Origin of the sequence: Micromonospora sp. MA102 (assembly GCF_025460765.1) — a bacterium.
Taxonomy (GTDB): Bacteria; Actinomycetota; Actinomycetes; order Mycobacteriales; family Micromonosporaceae; genus Micromonospora; species Micromonospora halotolerans.
Map to the genome: position 1 here is coordinate 650,637 of NZ_JAMWEG010000001.1, position 15,691 is coordinate 666,327.

General features: G+C 75.9%; 12 protein-coding genes. 4 read left to right on the forward strand and 8 right to left on the reverse strand.

Translation table 11 applies throughout. The features are described 5' to 3' along the window. Positions 1-8: 8 nt before the first annotated feature. From NFX44_RS03155 to NFX44_RS03170, 4 genes are all read right to left on the reverse strand, one after another. Positions 9-887 (reverse strand): SDR family NAD(P)-dependent oxidoreductase, encoded by an 879-nt coding sequence (locus NFX44_RS03155; RefSeq protein ID WP_262281944.1) that lies wholly within the window; start codon positions 885-887, stop codon positions 9-11. A 205-nt stretch (positions 888-1,092) separates the two neighbouring features. After that, positions 1,093-2,115 (reverse strand): nitronate monooxygenase, encoded by a 1,023-nt coding sequence (locus NFX44_RS03160; protein ID WP_262282004.1) that lies wholly within the window; start codon positions 2,113-2,115, stop codon positions 1,093-1,095. Between the two features lie 85 nt (positions 2,116-2,200). After that, positions 2,201-2,623 carry a glutaredoxin domain-containing protein gene (locus NFX44_RS03165; RefSeq protein ID WP_262281945.1) on the reverse strand — a complete coding sequence of 141 codons (423 nt, stop codon included), beginning with the start codon at positions 2,621-2,623 and terminating at the stop codon, positions 2,201-2,203. A 24-nt stretch (positions 2,624-2,647) separates the two neighbouring features. Beyond that, complete coding sequence (locus tag NFX44_RS03170; RefSeq protein WP_262281946.1) at positions 2,648-5,440, reverse strand: FAD-binding and (Fe-S)-binding domain-containing protein; 2,793 nt, start codon at positions 5,438-5,440, stop codon at positions 2,648-2,650. A 187-nt stretch (positions 5,441-5,627) separates the two neighbouring features. On the opposite strand from NFX44_RS03170, the gene NFX44_RS03175 reads away from it, so the two are divergent. Next, positions 5,628-6,482, forward strand: coding sequence for a S1 family peptidase (locus NFX44_RS03175; RefSeq protein ID WP_262281947.1), 855 nt, complete (start codon positions 5,628-5,630; stop codon positions 6,480-6,482). A gap of 205 nt (positions 6,483-6,687) precedes the next feature. Here the strand turns inward: NFX44_RS03175 and NFX44_RS03180 are convergent, their stop codons facing one another. Genes NFX44_RS03180 through NFX44_RS03190 form a run of 3 tightly spaced genes read right to left on the reverse strand, consistent with a single transcriptional unit; the run spans position 6,688 to position 9,587 of the window. Then, positions 6,688-7,779 (reverse strand): hypothetical protein, encoded by a 1,092-nt coding sequence (locus tag NFX44_RS03180; RefSeq protein ID WP_262281948.1) that lies wholly within the window; start codon positions 7,777-7,779, stop codon positions 6,688-6,690. A gap of 55 nt (positions 7,780-7,834) precedes the next feature. Then, complete coding sequence (locus NFX44_RS03185) at positions 7,835-8,608, reverse strand: nucleotidyltransferase domain-containing protein (RefSeq protein WP_262281949.1); 774 nt, start codon at positions 8,606-8,608, stop codon at positions 7,835-7,837. A gap of 43 nt (positions 8,609-8,651) precedes the next feature. Further along, positions 8,652-9,587, reverse strand: a complete 936-nt coding sequence (locus NFX44_RS03190) for a diacylglycerol kinase family protein (protein ID WP_262281950.1) — start codon at positions 9,585-9,587, stop codon at positions 8,652-8,654. A 157-nt stretch (positions 9,588-9,744) separates the two neighbouring features. Between NFX44_RS03190 and NFX44_RS03195 the strand changes: the two genes are divergently transcribed. After that, entirely contained in the window at positions 9,745-11,019 is a 1,275-nt protein-coding gene (locus NFX44_RS03195) for a hypothetical protein (RefSeq protein ID WP_262281951.1), read from the forward strand. 149 nt (positions 11,020-11,168) lie between these two features. Continuing rightward, a complete protein-coding gene (locus NFX44_RS03200) occupies positions 11,169-11,846 on the forward strand; it encodes a hypothetical protein (RefSeq protein ID WP_262281952.1) in 678 nt (225 codons plus the stop codon). Between the two features lie 45 nt (positions 11,847-11,891). On the opposite strand, the gene NFX44_RS03205 is transcribed toward NFX44_RS03200, so the two are convergent. Next, positions 11,892-13,151 carry a glycoside hydrolase family 6 protein gene (locus NFX44_RS03205; protein WP_315974556.1) on the reverse strand — a complete coding sequence of 420 codons (1,260 nt, stop codon included), beginning with the start codon at positions 13,149-13,151 and terminating at the stop codon, positions 11,892-11,894. Between the two features lie 223 nt (positions 13,152-13,374). Here NFX44_RS03205 and NFX44_RS03210 point away from each other — a divergent pair, with 223 nt between their 5' ends. After that, positions 13,375-15,690 carry a transglycosylase domain-containing protein gene (locus tag NFX44_RS03210; protein WP_262281953.1) on the forward strand — a complete coding sequence of 772 codons (2,316 nt, stop codon included), beginning with the start codon at positions 13,375-13,377 and terminating at the stop codon, positions 15,688-15,690. The last annotated feature ends 1 nt before the right edge of the window (position 15,691 follow it).

Consider the following 15,691-nt stretch of genomic DNA (forward strand, 5'->3'; position numbering starts at 1 on the left):
CCGGCCGGTCAGGCCGTCACGTGGGCGCTGTCGCCGGCCGTGGCGGCGAACGAGGTGCCGCTGACCATCCGCGCGCCGTCCGAGGCGAGGAACACCACCAGCGGCGCGACGTCCTCCGGCTGCACCCACGGCACGCCCAGCGGGGTCTTCGCCCGCAGCGCCTCGACCGCGCTCCGCTCGTCGGTGGCCGGGTCCCCGGACGGCGTCTTCCCGCCCTCGACGATGGCCTGCGCGTAACGGTCCGGGTGGCGGGTCAGGGCGGTGTCGACCAGGCCGGGGATCACCGCGTTCACCGTGATCCCGTGTGCTCCCAGTTCCAGCGCCGCCGACTTGACCAGCCCGATGAGCCCCCACTTCGACGCCGAGTAGGCCGCACCGTTCGTCGTGCCGTGGTGCCCCTGGGTGGAGGACGTGACGACGATCCGCCCGCCGCCGCGGCGGACCAACAGCGGGGCGAAGACCCGCAGCACGTTGGCGGTGCCGGTGAGGTTGACGTCGATCTGGTCGTGCCAGTCCGGGTCGGCCATGTTCAGCAGGGGCTTGAACGCCTGGATGCCGGCGTTGGCGAACAGCACGTCGACGCCGCCGTGCTCGCGCTCGACCGCCGCGGCCGCCGTGCGTACCGCCCCGATGTCCCGCTGGTCGGCGACGTGCGCGGACCAGCGCGCCCCGGCTGCGGTGACCCGCCGGCCGGTCTCGGCCAGGTCCTCGGGGCTCGCCGGCGGGAAGTCGAGGATCGGGCTCACGGGCCCGGCCACGTCGACCCCGGCGACCTCCGCGCCGGCCTCGGCGAGCGCCACGGCGGCGGCCCGGCCGATGCCGCGCGCCGCGCCGGTGACCACGGCGACCCGACCGGACAGCGGTCGCGCCGACGGCGCTGCGGACATCGCACCCACCTCCCCCGCCGACGGCACCCGGCCCCCTCTCTCTCGCACCGTAGACCCGTCCGCACCCTCCCCGCCCGGAGATCGACGCCGCCACCACCACCCGTCCCGGACCCGGCGGACGCGGGACCGCCGGTGTCGGGCGCGGCGGGAGGCGGCGAAGCAGCGCGGCGCAGGCCGCGGGCGGGGCGGGTGACGGGCGGGCTGGTCAGCGGGTGCGGGTCAGGTCCGCGAGGATGTCGGCGACCGGGGCGTCCCGGGCGCCGCGCCAGCCCGTGCCGGCCCATAGGTGCAGCCGGTCGGCGTCCCCCGCCCCGGCGGCGGCGACGCGCAGCGGCCGGGTGAGGTGATGCAGCGCCGGGTAGCCGAGCGGGGCGGCCGCCTCGTGCCGGTCGATGAAGTCGTTGCGCAGCCCGCGGGCCGGGCGGCCGGTGAAGGCGCGGGTGACCACCGTCCGGTCCCGCAGCGGGTCGGCCAGCGCGTCCCGGTGGGTCCGGCCGGTGCCGGCCTCGTCGGCCCGCAGCAGCAGCGTGCCGGCCAGCACGCCGGTGGCGCCGGCGGCGAGGGCGGCCCGGACGTCACCGGGACCGCCGATCCCGCCCGCGCCGAGCACGGGCAACCCGGTCCGGCCGGCGACCAGTGCGACCAGCTCGGGCAGCGGGCGCGGCGGCGGTGGGGCGTCCGGGGTGAAGGTGCCCAGGTGCCCGCCGGCGGCGCCGCTCTGCGCGACCAGCCCGTCCACCCCGAGGTCGGCCGCGGCCGCCGCCTCGGCCGGGTCGGTCACCGTGACCAGCACCCGGGTGCCGGCCCGCCGCAGGTCCCGGACCACGGGCGCCGGCGGCAGGCCGAAGGTGAAGCTGACCACCGGCACCGGCTCGGCGCGCAGCAGGTCGAGTTTCGCCGCCCAGTGGTCATCGTCCTCGGTGCGCGCGGCGGCCGCCAGGTCGAGGCCGTAGGGCGTGCCCTCGGCGGCGATCCGGGTCGCGTAGCGGCGGAACTCCGCCTCCGCCACCGGCACCGGGGTGGGCGCGAAGACGTTCAGCCCGAACGGCCGGCCGGCTGCGCGCAGCTCGGTGACCTCGGCCGCCACCGCCTCGGGCGTCTTGTAGCCGGCGGCCAGGAACGCGAACGCTCCGGCCGCGCCCACCGCCGTCGCCAGCCCCGTGGTGGTCGGCCCACCGGCCATCGGCGCCGCCACCACCGGCACGTCCACCCCGAGCAGTTCCCGCATCCCGTCCACGGCACCAGTCTGCCCTCCGGCCGCGGGTCGTCTCCGCCCGCCCGGCGAGGTCACACCACCTGGACGCGGCCCTCCGTCAGGCCGGCAGGCGTTCGCGCAGCCAGGCCGGCTCCGGGTTCACCACGGCCTCGCCGGGCAGCACCACGGTCGGGACCGTCTCATCTCCGCCGGTGACCGCCCGGACCGCCGCCGCCCCGTCGGGGTCGCGCCAGATGTTCACCCAGTACGCCCGCCCGGCGCGGTGACCCAGCCGCAGGCGCAGGCGCAGGCAGTAGCGGCAGCCGGGCCGCCAGTAGACCACCGGCCGCCCGTCGCGCGCGCTGCGCTCCCGCGCCTCGGCGGCGGTCAGCGACCGCGGGAACGCCAGCGGCGAGAAGAGCACCGTCAGCACAGCGAAGACCAGGAACTCGACGACGGCCAGCGCCCGGGTCTCCGCGCCGACCGCGACGAGCACCCCGACCACCAGCATCACGCCGGCCATCCACCAACTACGCAGCACGTCGCGGGATGCTACCCGCCCCGGTCAGGCGGTCGCGTCGGCCAGCAGTTCGAGCAGGTGGCGGTAGGGCTGCCCGGTGGCCCGGGCCATGCCGATCTCGCAGGTGCGGTTCACCGAGGCGTACCCGTCGAACGCGCGGGTGGTGACGGCGGCGGCCTCGGCGCGGGTGGCCGACGCGGTCAGCTCCGGGTGCAGCAGCCCCCGGTCACCCGCGAAGCCGCAGCACTGCCAACCCTCCGGCACCACCACCTCGTCGGCGATCGCCGACGCCACGGTGAGCAGCGCGTCGTCCAGCCCGAGCCGGGTCGACGAGCAGGTCGGGTGCAGCGCCAGGGAGCCGAGCCGGCGGCGCACGGTGAGCCGGGGCAGCAGCTCGCCGGCCGCGTACCCGACGGCGTCGACCACCCGCAGGTCGCCGGCCCCGGCGAGCAGCTTCGTGAAGCCCTCGGTGCAGGAGGCGGCGTCGCTGACCACCGGCAGCGCGCCGTCGCGGCTGGCCGCGCGCAGCGCCGGCGGCACCCGGTCGCGTACCGCCTCGTAGCCGGCCGTGAGGCCCTTGGACGACCAGGGGGTGCCGCAGCACATGCTCGCGATCCCGTCGGGCACGAGCAGGCGTACGCCGGCCCGGTCGGCGAGGGTGAGCAGGGCGGCGGCCACGCCGGAGCCGCCCTCGGCCGGGGCGAACAGCGTGCCGAGGCAGGACGGCACGAAGACGGCGTCCGGCTCGCCGACCGGGTGGGGCCGGCGCGTCCGGCCACCCCGGGGCAGGTCACGCTGCCACTGCGGGACCCGTTCGGCGCCGAGGACCGCGCGGGCGGCCCGGGTGGCCGCCTCGGGCAGCGCGGGCGGCAGCGCGCCGGCCAGGTCCAGCCCGCGGGCCATGCCCCGGGTGGTGGCGCCCCAGCGGCGAGCGGCGCCCCGCCAGCCGGCCTGCGCGGCCCCGCCGTTGCGGTCGGCCCGCAGCCGCTTCACGAGGTCGCCGGTGTTGATGAGGACCGGGCAGGCGGTGGCGCACATGCCGTCCACGGCGCAGGTGTCCACCGCGTCGTAGTCGTAGGCGTCCTCCAGTTCCCCGGCCAGGGCCGGGTCGCCGGCGGCGCGGGCGGCGGCGATCTCCCGGCGCAGCACGATCCGCTGCCGGGGGGTGGTGGTGAGGTCGCGGCTCGGGCAGACCGGCTCGCAGTAGCCGCACTCGACGCAGCGGTCCACCTCCTCCTCCACGGTCGGCACGGTCTTCAGGTGCCGCATGTGGATCTGCGGGTCGTCGCTGAGCAGCACACCCGGGTTCAGCACGCCGTCCGGGTCGCAGAGCGTCTTGACCTCGCGCATCACCGCGTACAGCTCGTCGCCGAACTGGCGGCGCACGTAGGGGGCCATCACCCGGCCGGTGCCGTGCTCGGCCTTGAGCGTGCCGCCGTGGCCGAGCACCAGGTCGACCATCTCCTCGGTGAAGTCGGCGTAGCGGTCCGGGGCCACCCCGACCGCGAACCGCTCGTTCAGCATGAAGTGCAGGTTGCCGTCCTTGGCGTGGCCGAAGATGACGCTCTCCTCGTACCGGTGCCGGTCGAAGAGGCCGGCGAGCGCGGCGCAGGTGTCGGCGAGGGCCTCGACCGGGACGGCGATGTCCTCCAGCAGCGCGGTGGTGCCGGACGGGCGGGCGCCGGCCACCGCCGCGTACAGGCCCTTGCGGATGTGCCAGAGCGCGGCGCGGGCGGCGGCCTCGCCGCTGAGCCGGGCCGGGGTGGTCAGCGGCAGGTCGGCCAGCACGGGCCGGGCGGCGGCGACGCGCTCGGCCAGCGCCTCCGGGTCGGACTCCTGCCACTCGACAAGCAGCGCCGCGTGGTCGCGCACGGCCAGGCCGCGCAGCGCGGCGTCCGCCCTCGGGTCGCCCTGGGCGACGCGCAGGGCGGCCGCGTCGAGCAGCTCGATCGCCGCCGGCCCGGCGGCCACCAGCGCCGGCATGGCGGCCATCGCCGCGGCCAGGGTGTCGAAGACCAGCAGGCCGGTCGCGGCGTGCCGGTGCACGGGTACGGTGCGGAAGGTCGCCGCCGCCACGAAGGCGAGGGTGCCCTCGCTGCCCACCACCAGCCGGGTGAGCAGGTCCGCGGGGTCGTCGTGGTCGAGGAAGGCGTTCACCCCGTACCCCATGGTGTTCTTCATGGCGTACTGGGCGCGGATCCGGCGCACCGAGTCGGGGTTGCCGCGGACCCGGTCGCGCAGCCGCAGCAGGCCGGCGTGCAGGTCCGGTTCGGCGGCGCGCAGCCGGGCGTCGGCGTCCGCGGCGCCGGTGTCGAGCACGGTGCCGCTGGGCAGCACCAGCAGCAGCGACTCCAGCGTCCGGTAGGTGTTGAACTCGGTGCCGCAGGTCATCCCGCTGGAGTTGTTGGCGACCACCCCGCCGACGGTGCAGGCGGACTCGCTGGCCGGGTCCGGGCCGAGCTTGCGGCCGTACGGGGCGAGGCGGGCGTTGACCTGCCGCAGCACCACCCCGGGCTGCACCCGCACCCGCCGGCCGTCGTCGAGGACGTCGAGGTCGCGGAAGTGCCGCCGGGTGTCGACGAGCAGCCGGTCGGTGACCGCCTGGCCGCTGAGGCTGGTGCCGCCGGAACGGAACGTCAGCGGGGTGCCGGTGCGGCGGCTGTGCCGCAGCAGGGCGGCGACCTGGTCGGCGTCGGCCGGCGTGACCACCGCGCTCGGGTGCAGCAGGTAGTGCGACGCGTCGTGGGCCAGCCGGAGCCGGTCCGCCGCCCGGGTGGCCACCCCGCCGGGCACCACCGCCTCCAGTCCGGCCCGCGCGTCGCCGCTCAGCTCCACCATGCTCGCCGCACCTCCCCGAGCCCACCCTAGTCAGCATCGGACGACGCGCCGCCGACCCCTTGCGTCCCCATCGACCCAGGTAGATACTCGCCGCACAGCGTTCGTCGAGGTCACACCCCGAGCAGACCCCGTCGACACGGCATGGACGCCGACGCAACCGGCGGCCTTCACCGTCAGGGAGAAGACCGTGAGAATCCGCCGAAGCCGATTCACCCCCCTGCTCGCCGCGACCGTCGGCCTCGTGGCCGCCAGCGCCTTCGCCGTACCGGGCGCCGCCTCGGCCGCCGCGCCGAGCTTCACCGCCGACCAGCTGGCCCGGGTCGACGCCGCCGTCACCGCCTCCGGCGTGCAGGGCATCGCCTGGCGCCTGGAAGCGGGCCGCGTCGTGGTGACCGCCGACGACAGCGTGTCCGCCGCCGAGGTCGCGGCGGTCAAGAAGAGCGCCGGGGCCGCGGCGGGCGCGATCCGGGTCGACCGGGCCCGGGGCACCTTCCGCCCGCTGCTGTCCGCGGGCAACGCCATCTACGGCGGCGGCTACCGCTGCTCGCTCGGCTTCAACGTGGTGAAGTCGAACGTCTACTACTTCCTCACCGCCGGGCACTGCGGCAACGTCGCGAAGACCTGGTACACCGACTCCGGCCTCAAGACGCTCATCGGCCCGACCATCAGCTCCAGCTTCCCCGGCAACGACTACGCCCTGGTCCGCTACGACAACACCGCGCTCAGCCACCCGGGCGGCTACACCGCCGCGAACGCCTTCGTCGGCGAGTCGGTCAAGCGCACCGGCTCGACCACCGGCACCCACAGCGGCACGGTGACCGCGTTGAACGTGACCGTCCGCTACCAGGGCGGCGGCACGGTCCGGGGCATGATCCAGACCACCGTCTGCGCCGAGCCGGGCGACTCGGGCGGCCCGCTCTACGACGGCACCAAGGCGCTGGGCATCACCTCCGGCGGCAGCGGTGACTGCCGCAGCGGCGGCACCACCTTCTTCCAGCCGGTCACCGAGGCGGCGAGCGCGTACGGCGTGACCGTCTACTGAGTCCACCCGCCGGCCGTCGGCCGGCCCGGGAAGACCCGCACCGGCACCCGGCCGGTGCGGGTCTTCGCGTGTCCGGTGGGAGAGTGCCGCACTCGCATCCCGTTCACGCACCTGCGCGACCCGCGGACGGTGCGCACGCGCCACGGCACGTACGCCCGGTCCGACGGCGGTCCTGGCGCGCCCCGGGCGCTGGTGACGGGTCCGGTCAGCTCTGCCGCAGCGCCGGCATCGGCACCGGCACGGCGAGCGCGGTCGCCCCGGCGCCCGCGCCGCCCTCGCAGGTGTTCGGCGGGACGGTGCCGATACCCCGGGTGGCGGGCCGCTCGGCCGCCCAGAACATGAAACCGAGCATCCCGGCCGTGCTCCCCGCGCCGTGCGGGGCGACGCTCTGCACGTACGGGGCGGCGGCCTTCTGCACCGAGTTGGCGTAGTTGACGCACTCGGGCAGCGGCTTGCCGCCGTAGGCCAGGTAGACCGCGCCGGTGAACTTGGCCGGGGCGAGCGGGGGCACCGGTGGGCTGTACTGCGACTTGCCGTCGACGTGCTCCTGCCAGTCCGCCTGGGCGGTGCCGGCCGAGGCGGGCCGGGCGGTGACCATGGCGTTGGCGTAGTCGAGCACCGGGACGTCGGTGCGCAGCCAGTCGGTGGTGGCCTTGCGGTTGAGGTCGATCAGCCAGCGGTCGCCGGCGGCCACGTCGATGGTGAGCCGGGCCGGCGGGCGGGCGCCGGTGGCGTCGTAGGGGTGGACCGCCCGGTAGGCGTCGATGAAGGACTGGAGGCCGGCCAGGTCGGGGCCGGTGTTCTGCTCGTAGTCGATCTCGATGCCGACGCCGAGCCGGGTGGCCGCCGCGGCGGCCCGCTGCCCGAGCAGGGTGGGGTTCTCGGCGAGCGCGGCGTCCCAGTCGTCGGTGTAGGTGATGCCACCGATCGAGAGCATCACCCGGATGCCGCGGGCCGTGAAGTACTGCACGATCTCGCTGGTCATGCCACGCGGCACCCCGTCCAGGGTGGTGGCGTCGGTGGTCTGGCGCAGCAGGTCGAGCGGGTTGACGAAGCTCAGCACCACCAGGTTGACCGAGGGACGGCCGTCGCCGCGGTCGATGAGCCAGTGGTTCTGGCTGTCGAACTGGGCGACCGTGCGGGCGGTGCCCCAGGTGCAGAAGTCGTTGCCGCAGTGCCAGGCGCCGTAGACCTGGACCGGCGTGGCGGCCAGCGGCGCGGGCGGCGGCGCGGCCACGGCCGGGCCCGTGGCGGTGAGGACGAGCAGGAACGCGGCCAGGAGTACCGAGCGTCGCATGGGGACCTCCCCGACTGATCAGTACGCCTTGTTTACAGTAAGCCGACGACCTGCGTCAATGCGTAGCGGCGATCCGGTCCAGCATCCGTTGCTGGAAGGCGCGGGCCTCGGGTCCGGCCGGCGGGGGCCCATTCCGGCGGGCCGCGATCGACCGGCGGATCAGCTCGGCGTCCGCGTCGTCGGCCGCGACCCGCCGCCCGGCGTCCACCTTGCCCAGCCAGACACCGTCGCGGCAGCGGACCAGCGCGCGGCAGGCACCGAGCACCGCGTCCTCGGCGCCGGGGGCGGGGGCGTCGCCGGGCGGGGTGGGCAGTGCCAGCCACCAGCGCAGCGCCTCGACCAGCAGCCCCCGCAGCTCGGCCGGGCCCGGGTCGGCGAAGACCTCGGCGGCGGGCGGGCCGAACAGGGCCAGCCCCGACTGGCGCAGGATGCTGCGGTCCAGCGCGTACCAGAACCGCCCGTCGGCGGCGGGCCGGTCGGCCGGGTCGTAGGTGGCGCGGAAGGGCATGGTGGCGCCGGTGTTCAGCTCGACCTCGAAGCCCGGCTCGGGGGTGCCGGAACCGGCCACGTCCCGCCGGTAGACCACCAGCTCCAGGCCCCGCGCCGGGCAGGGCACCGCCTCGTGCCGCAGCCGGTCCACCAGCGCCCGCTTCGCCGGCCCGTCGACCGGCCGGGCGACCACGAGGGCCACGTCCACGTCGCTGCGTCCCGGCTGGTAGACGCCCAGCCCCACCGAGCCGGCCGCGTACGCGCCGACCAGGTCGTCACCGAGCACGGCCCGGGCCCGCCCGACCAGCTCGTCGAGGTAGCGGCGCACGTCGTCGTCCATGCCCGCATCCTGCCGGTGGGCGTCGTGGCGACGCGGGGCGGGGTCAGGCGGGCGGGTCGGGGCAGCAGACGGTCAGCGCGCCCGGGACCACCTTCACCTTCAACCGCTTCGCCGTGCCCCGCGCACCCCCGTCCAGCTCGTACGTCTTCGGCTCGGCGAACCGGACGCGCACCTTCCGCCCCCGGGTGATGCGCAGGAACGGCGACTCGTCGGACCGGCCGGCGGCCATCCGGCCGAGCGTGCGGGCCCAGTCCACGGCACCGCTGGCGGTGGAGACGCCGATCTCCAGCGCGCCGTCGTCGGGCCGGGCGTCGTCGAAGGCGGGGATGCCGCCGGTGATCGTGCCGACGTTGCCGAAGAGCACGCAGCTCGCGTCGCCGTCGAACCAGTCGGCGCCGTCGACCGTGATCCGCGTCCGGACGCACTCGCCGCGGACGTGCCGCAGCCCGGTCCAGACGTACGCGATCCGCCCGAGCCGGCCCTTGAGCTGGCGGTCGGCGTCGCGGATCAGGTCGCCGTCGAAACCGGCGCCGGCCATCACCGCGAAGTGCTCCCCGTTGAGCCGGCCCAGGTCCAGCTCGCGCCGCCGGCCGTGCAGGGCGACGCGGAGCGCCTCGGGCAGGTCGGCGGGGATGCCGAGGTTGGTGGCGAAGAGGTTGGCGGTGCCGGCGGGCAGGATGCCCATCGGCACGTCCGATCCGGCGAGGCTGTCGGCGCACCGCTGCACCATGCCGTCGCCGCCCCAGACCAGGATCAGCTCGGCGCCCTTGTCGAGCGCCTTGCGGACCTTCTTCGGCGCCTTGCGGCTCTTCGGCACCTCGTACCAGAGGAGCCGCCCGACCCCGGCGGCGACCAGCCCGGCGCGCAGCTCGTCGAGGCCGCCACCGAAGGTCTTCTTCCGGTGGGCGACGACCGCGACGACGCCGGTGGGCGGCGTGCCGGTGTCGGTGGCGGGGTGGTCAGCGGCGCGCGTGGTCATGACAGCCCTCGGTACCCCGCCGGCCGATCTCCCACTCCTGCCGGCCGTTGCGACGCGCCCGATTTCGATCAGCAGCATGCTGTGATCGACCGACCTCGTTCGGTAGAGTGCGGGCGGTGATCGCCGGCGCCGACCGGTGGTCGGAGGGATGCCCGGGATGACTCGACGCGGCGGACGGCTGACGCGGGTGGTGCTGCGCGTCGGCCTGCTGCTCGGCGGGGTCGCGGCGGCCTGGGGCGTCCACGAGGTCGCCACGGGCACCGCCGCGCAGGCTGCCGAACGCCCGCCCGCGGCTCCGCTCACCGCCGTCGTCGACCTGCTCACCGACACGCTGAGCCCGGTCCTCGACGTGGTGACGCCGCCCTCCGACGACGCCACCGCCGAGCCGGCGCCCGTGACCGGCGACCGACCCGATCCGGCCGGCCGGGCCGCGTCCGGCGACCGGGCCGACGGGACGGCCGGCCAGGGGGCGGCCACCCGGCCGGAGGGCCGCCGCCCCGCTCCCGCCACCCGGCCCGCGTCGGACACCGACCGCCGGCCCGCCCCGGGCGCCCGCCCGGCCGGCCGGCACCCCGCTCCGGCGGCCCGCGACGACGCGCGGCGACCGGCGGACCCCCGGCGCGGCCCGAGCGGGCCGGACCGGCGGGCGGGCGGCGGGGGTCGGCTCGACACGGCCCTCGGTCCGGTCCGCGCGGGGGTGCTCGACCCGCTGACCGGGGCGCTGCGGCCGGTCACCGACCCGCTGCGGGACTCCGTGCTCGCGCCCGTCGCCGGCACGCTGCGGCCGGTCACCGACCCGCTGCGTCACGGCGTGCTCGCCCCGGTGGCCGGCGTGCTCGCGCCGGTGACCCGGCCGCTCGCCCCGGTCCTCTCCCCGGTGTGGCGCGCCCTGGAGCCGGTGCGCCGGCCTCTGGGCCCGGCCCTGAGGCCACTGACCCCGGTGACCGACCTGCTGGACCCGCCCACCGGCCCGGAGACCACGCCGCCACCCGCGACGACCCCGCCCGGCACGTCGCCACCGCCCACCGGCGGCCCCGCCGACCGCCCGGCGCCGGACCGGCCCGCCGACGCCCCGAGGGCTCCGTCCGACGCCACCGGCCACACCGCGGGGCCGGACGCGCGCCCGGCGACCACCAGCGACCGACCGTCGGACACCGTCGGTGCCGCGCGGCCCCACGACGGCGGTTCCGGCCCGTCCTCCCGGCCGCAGCCCGGTCGCTCCGACCGGGACCCGGTCCCGGCCACGCCGGCCGCACCGGCCACACCGGCGGGCAGCGGTGCGGTCGGATCGTCGGGCGGCGCCCACGGTGCGCCGGCCGTCACCGACCCCAACCCCTGGGCCCCGCCGGCCCTGGTCGGGCACCGCGGCGGCCCGTCCGACGGCCCGCCGCCGGCGTCGCGCTCGCCCCGCCCGGGCACCCGGCCCGCCTGACCGGCCCGCGGTGGCGGCCGCCGCCGCGCACCGCAACCGGCTTCCTCCTGCCACACGCTGCACGGCCGCTCACGGCCACGGCGCCGGACGACGACCGCTCCCGGCGCCCTCCCACATACCCGATCACCCATGGTGACCAGGAGTCCTTCATGAGCACAGCCACACCCGTCGTCCGGGCCCGGTGGTGCGACATCGGCCGCATCGCCGATCTCGTCGCCGAGGCCCTCTCCCCGACCGCTCTCGCCGCGTGGCTCGTCCCCGACACGCAACGCCGCACCGCCGTCCTGGCCGCCGTGGCCCGGATCTGGACCGAACACGCGATGCTCTTCGGCGACGCGTTCCTGCTCCGGGACGGCTCGGCGGCGACCGTCTGGTTCCACCGCTACCGGCCGATCCCGGCGCCGAACCGGTACGCAGACCGCCTCGCCGCGGCCGCCGGCCCGGACGAGGAGCGCTTCCTCCAGCTCGACGAGGCGCTCGCCGTCCGGCGACCGGCCGAGGCGCACAACCACCTCGCGTTGCTGGCCGCGCCCGGCCCGACGGCCGCCCGCCGGGCCGCCGCGGTGCTCGTCGGGGCGCAGCGCTGGATGGACACGCTGAGCCTGCCGACGTACGCGGAGGTGTTCACCGAGACCGACCGGGACCTGTTCCGGCAGCACGGCTACGCCGACCGGGAGGCCTTCACGGGACCGGGCGACACCACCACCCACCCGATGTGGCGGCTCTCGCCGTTCTCGGCCGACCGGTCCGGCGGTAACGGCCGCTGGCCGACGCGCCGGATCAGCAGGACCCGCAACGGCCGGGCCGCCGGGTGGGCCCTGCGCTGAGCAGGATCCGGGCCGGGGCGGTCGACCACCCCGGCCCGGGTCGGTTCAGCGCAGCGGCGGGTTGGCGTACCGCACCAGTTCGAGGGCCTGCTCGGCGAACCAGGCGCCGGCGGGCGGGTCGGCCATGCCGCCGCGCGCCGGGTCCCGTCCGGTGCCGGTGCCCCGGTCGCACTGCCCGTCGGACTGGCCGGGCGTCTTCACCCAGAGGAACGCGTCCGCGAGCGGGTCACCGGTGGCCGTGGTGGGGCGCAGGCCCAGCCCCCGGTCCGGCGGGTTGCACCAGGTCTGCGGGTCCGGCCAGGTCACCCCGGCCGGCGCGGTCCACGGCCCCTGTCCGTTGCGGCTGGTGTCCACCACGAAGTGGGCGAGCCGGTCGGCCGGCACGTCGCCGACGTTCTCGGCGTACCACTCGTCGGTGCGGACCCAGGTGCTGAAGTCGGCCGGGTCGGCCGGGAAGTACTGGCTGGCGCACCACTCGAAGTGGCCGCGCGCCCACTCGGGACCCGCCGTGCCGTAGTGGACGCACTTGGCGATCCAGTTGCCGTACTTGAGCTGACGCTCGGTGGTCTCGTAGTTGGAGACGTTGAGGAAGAAGCCGTCGGCCCGGCCGACGCCGGCCTTGACCAGCCGGTCGGCGGCGTCGCCGACGCCGAGCCAGGCGCTGTGCGTGCCGTCGAGGTAGACGCTGGTGCGGGGCAGGGCGCCGAGCTTGTCGACGGCGTAGTTGAGCATGGCGAACCGGTCGGCGGCGGCCGTCGCCGGGTCCGCCTCGGCGGGGCGGCACCAGTCCTGGCTGCCGTTGATCGTGGTGTACCAGGGGATGATGCCCAGGCCGTCCGGCTCCAGCATGACGGCCACCTCGTGGCCGCCGATGCCCCGGGCGAACGCGTCGATCCACTGCTCGTACTCGGTCACCGAGGTGGCGCCGCCGGCCGAGTACTGCGCGCAGTCGCGGAACGGGATGTTGTACGCCACGAGCACGGGCACGGATTTCTTGCCGGCCGCCCGGCGCACCTCGGCGTTGACCGTCCGGGTGACCGTGGCGGCGGAACCGCCGGTCACCCAGACCGCCTGGGGCGTACGGATCATGGTGCGCAGCGCGGCGGCCTGCTGGTAATGCCCGGCGGCGGTCAGCCGGGCGATCTGGGCCACCGCCCCGTGGTCCGGTCGGGGCGTGTAGAACCGCACGCCGTCGCGGATTTCGGCGCCGGCGGGCGCGGGTGAGAAGGGCACCGCGGCGGCGAGGGTCGCGGCAACGGCGGCGACAGCCGTCAGGGCGCGCCGCCGGAAGGGAGTCAGGGCCACGTCATTGCTCCTGAAGGGACGGGGGAACGGGTGATGGGAGCGTTCCCGCAGCTCGTCAGAGCCTGCCCGGCGCAGCCGCGGCTGTCAATGTCTCCCGGTGGTGCGGCGCGGCAGCCGCCGCGGGAAAGAACGCCGGAGGCCGGTGCCGTCGTCGCAGCTCGGCTAGCCTGCGAGCCGGGCAGGAACACGATTCGGCCGAGCAGACGGAGGGTATCGGGTGCGGATGCGTCCAACCGGTGACCACGACGCCGACGGCTCCACGACCCCCACTCCGGGTCGGCGGCGCCGGCGGAACCGCCTGCTGATCTTCCTGGCGGTGTTCGCGCTGCTGGCGGGCTCCGGCCTGATGGCCGGCGGCTACTACTTCGACAGCGTGCCGACCCCCACCGACCTCAAGCTCCCGGAGTCGACCACCGTCTACTACGCCGACGGGCGCACGCCGATGGCGAAGCTGGGCGCGGAGAACCGCACCATCGTCCCGTACGACCAGATGAACGACTCGGCCAAGCAGGCCATCGTGGCGGCCGAGGACCGGACCTTCTGGAGGAACAAGGGCGTCGACTTCAAGGGCGTGCTCCGGGCGGCCTGGGCGAACGTCACCGGCGGGCAGCGGCAGGGCGCCTCCACCCTCACCCAGCAGTACGCGCGGGTCGCCGCCGACCTGCGCGGGGTCACCTACTCGCGGAAGCTGCGCGAGGCGGTCATCGCGTGGAAGCTGGACGACACGTACAGCAAGGAGGAGATCCTCGGCTTCTACCTGAACACCGTCCCGTTCGGGCGGGGCGCGTACGGGATCGAGGCGGCCGCGCAGACCTTCTTCGGCAAGACGGTGCGCCGGGACGCCCCGCCGCAGCAGCAGCTCACCCAGGCCGAGGCCATGGTGCTGTGCGCGATGGTGAAGCAGCCGGAGGCGGACCCGGCCGACCCCGAGGGCTCCCCCGGCTACGACCCGCAACGAAATGCCACGGCGAAGCAGAACTCGATCGACCGCTGGAACTACATCCGCGACGGCATGGTGAAGCTCGGGTACCTCACCTCGGAGCAGGCGGCGAACCTGGCGTACCCGGACTCGGTGCGGCCCATCGACCCCAACGCGGGCCGCTCCGGGCTGGACCGCCCCACCGGCCTGGTGGTCAACCACGTGCTCAGCGAGCTGCGGCAGACCGAGCCGTTCCGCGGCCAGCCCGACGAGGTGATCCGGGACGGCGGCTACAAGATCGTCACCACCATCGACAAGCGGGTGCAGGACGCCGCGGAGGCCGCCGCCGACATCCGCCGGGACACCGCACCGGAGGCGGTCCGCGGCCAGCCGAAGAACTGGCAGGCCGCGCTCGTCGCGGTGGAGCCGGGCACCGGCCGGGTGCTCGGCTACTACGGCGGCGACAAGGGCTCCGGCGCCGACTACGCCGGCTGGTACACCGACGAGAACGGCCAGGCCCGCGGTTTCGGCCAGCACCCGCCGGGCTCCTCGTTCAAGGTGTACGACCTGGCCGCCGCCGTCGAGGACGGCATCTCGGTGAAGCAGCGGTTCGACTCGCCGGACACCAAGGAGTTCCCCGAGTCGGGGCGGACCAAGGGCAACCCGGCCGGCCCCATCCGCAACGCCGAGCACGCGCCCTGCCAGCCGAACTGCGCGCTCTGGGAGGCGACCGTCGCGTCGCTGAACGTCACCTACTTCGAGCTGACCGAGAAGCTCGGCACCGCCAAGGTCATCGACATGGCGAAGCGGGCCGGCGTCGAGTCGATGTGGGAGACCGTCAAGGGCAACCCGCAGCCCCAGCGGGTGGACCTGCGCACCGAGCCGGCCGACGAGGTGGCCCGGCGGTTCTCCACCGAGGTCGGCATCGGCCAGTACGGCATCAGCGTGCAGGACCACGCCAACGGGATGGCCACCTTCGCGGCCGGCGGCAAGCGCGCCGAGGCGCACTTCGTCCGGTCGGTCACCAAGGGCGACGAGAAGGTGTGGGGCGAGCAGCTCAAGCAGACCGACCTGGGCCTCGACCAGGAGGCGATCAACCAGCTCGACTGGACGCTGCGCCGGGTCCGGGCGGCCAAGCTCGACAACGGCTGGGACACCGCCGGCAAGACCGGCACCTGGCAGGCCGGGCAGAGCACCACCCAGAACGTGCACACGTGGATGGTCGGCTGGACCGGGGCGCTCGCCTCCGCGGTCTGGCTGGGCACCACCGACGGCAAGCCGCTCCGGACGACCGGCGGCAGCTACGAGGTCTACGGCTCCACCGGGCCGGGGCCGATCTGGCGGCAGTTCATGGCCGACGCCACGGCGGCGTTGAAGCTCGACCCGGACAAGTACCGGTTCGCCGAACCGGCGTTCCCGGACGACGCCCCGGAGACCACCACCCCGACGCCGCCGCCGGCCACGTCCTCGCCCACCCCGTCCGCCCGGCCGACGCCGAGCGCCACGCCGTCGCGCCCGAGCCCCAGCCCCAGCCGGCGGCCGACCTCGCTGCCGACCATCTCCCCCTCGCTCAGCCCGCTGCCGAGCCTGACGCCGTCGAAGACCCGGAAACCCCGGTGAG

Excerpts from the sequence above, each read along its gene's own strand:
- NFX44_RS03155 (WP_262281944.1), bottom strand. The coding sequence starts at position 887 with ATGTCCGCAGCGCCGTCGGCGCGACCGCTGTCCGGTCGGGTCGCCGTG.
- NFX44_RS03160 (WP_262282004.1), bottom strand. The coding sequence starts at position 2,115 with ATGCGGGAACTGCTCGGGGTGGACGTGCCGGTGGTGGCGGCGCCGATG.
- NFX44_RS03170 (WP_262281946.1), bottom strand. The coding sequence starts at position 5,440 with ATGGTGGAGCTGAGCGGCGACGCGCGGGCCGGACTGGAGGCGGTGGTG.
- NFX44_RS03180 (WP_262281948.1), bottom strand. The coding sequence starts at position 7,779 with ATGCGACGCTCGGTACTCCTGGCCGCGTTCCTGCTCGTCCTCACCGCC.
- NFX44_RS03185 (WP_262281949.1), bottom strand. The coding sequence starts at position 8,608 with ATGGACGACGACGTGCGCCGCTACCTCGACGAGCTGGTCGGGCGGGCC.
- NFX44_RS03190 (WP_262281950.1), bottom strand. The coding sequence starts at position 9,587 with ATGACCACGCGCGCCGCTGACCACCCCGCCACCGACACCGGCACGCCG.
- NFX44_RS03195 (WP_262281951.1), top strand. The coding sequence starts at position 9,745 with ATGACTCGACGCGGCGGACGGCTGACGCGGGTGGTGCTGCGCGTCGGC.
- NFX44_RS03200 (WP_262281952.1), top strand. The coding sequence starts at position 11,169 with ATGAGCACAGCCACACCCGTCGTCCGGGCCCGGTGGTGCGACATCGGC.
- NFX44_RS03210 (WP_262281953.1), top strand. The coding sequence starts at position 13,375 with ATGCGTCCAACCGGTGACCACGACGCCGACGGCTCCACGACCCCCACT.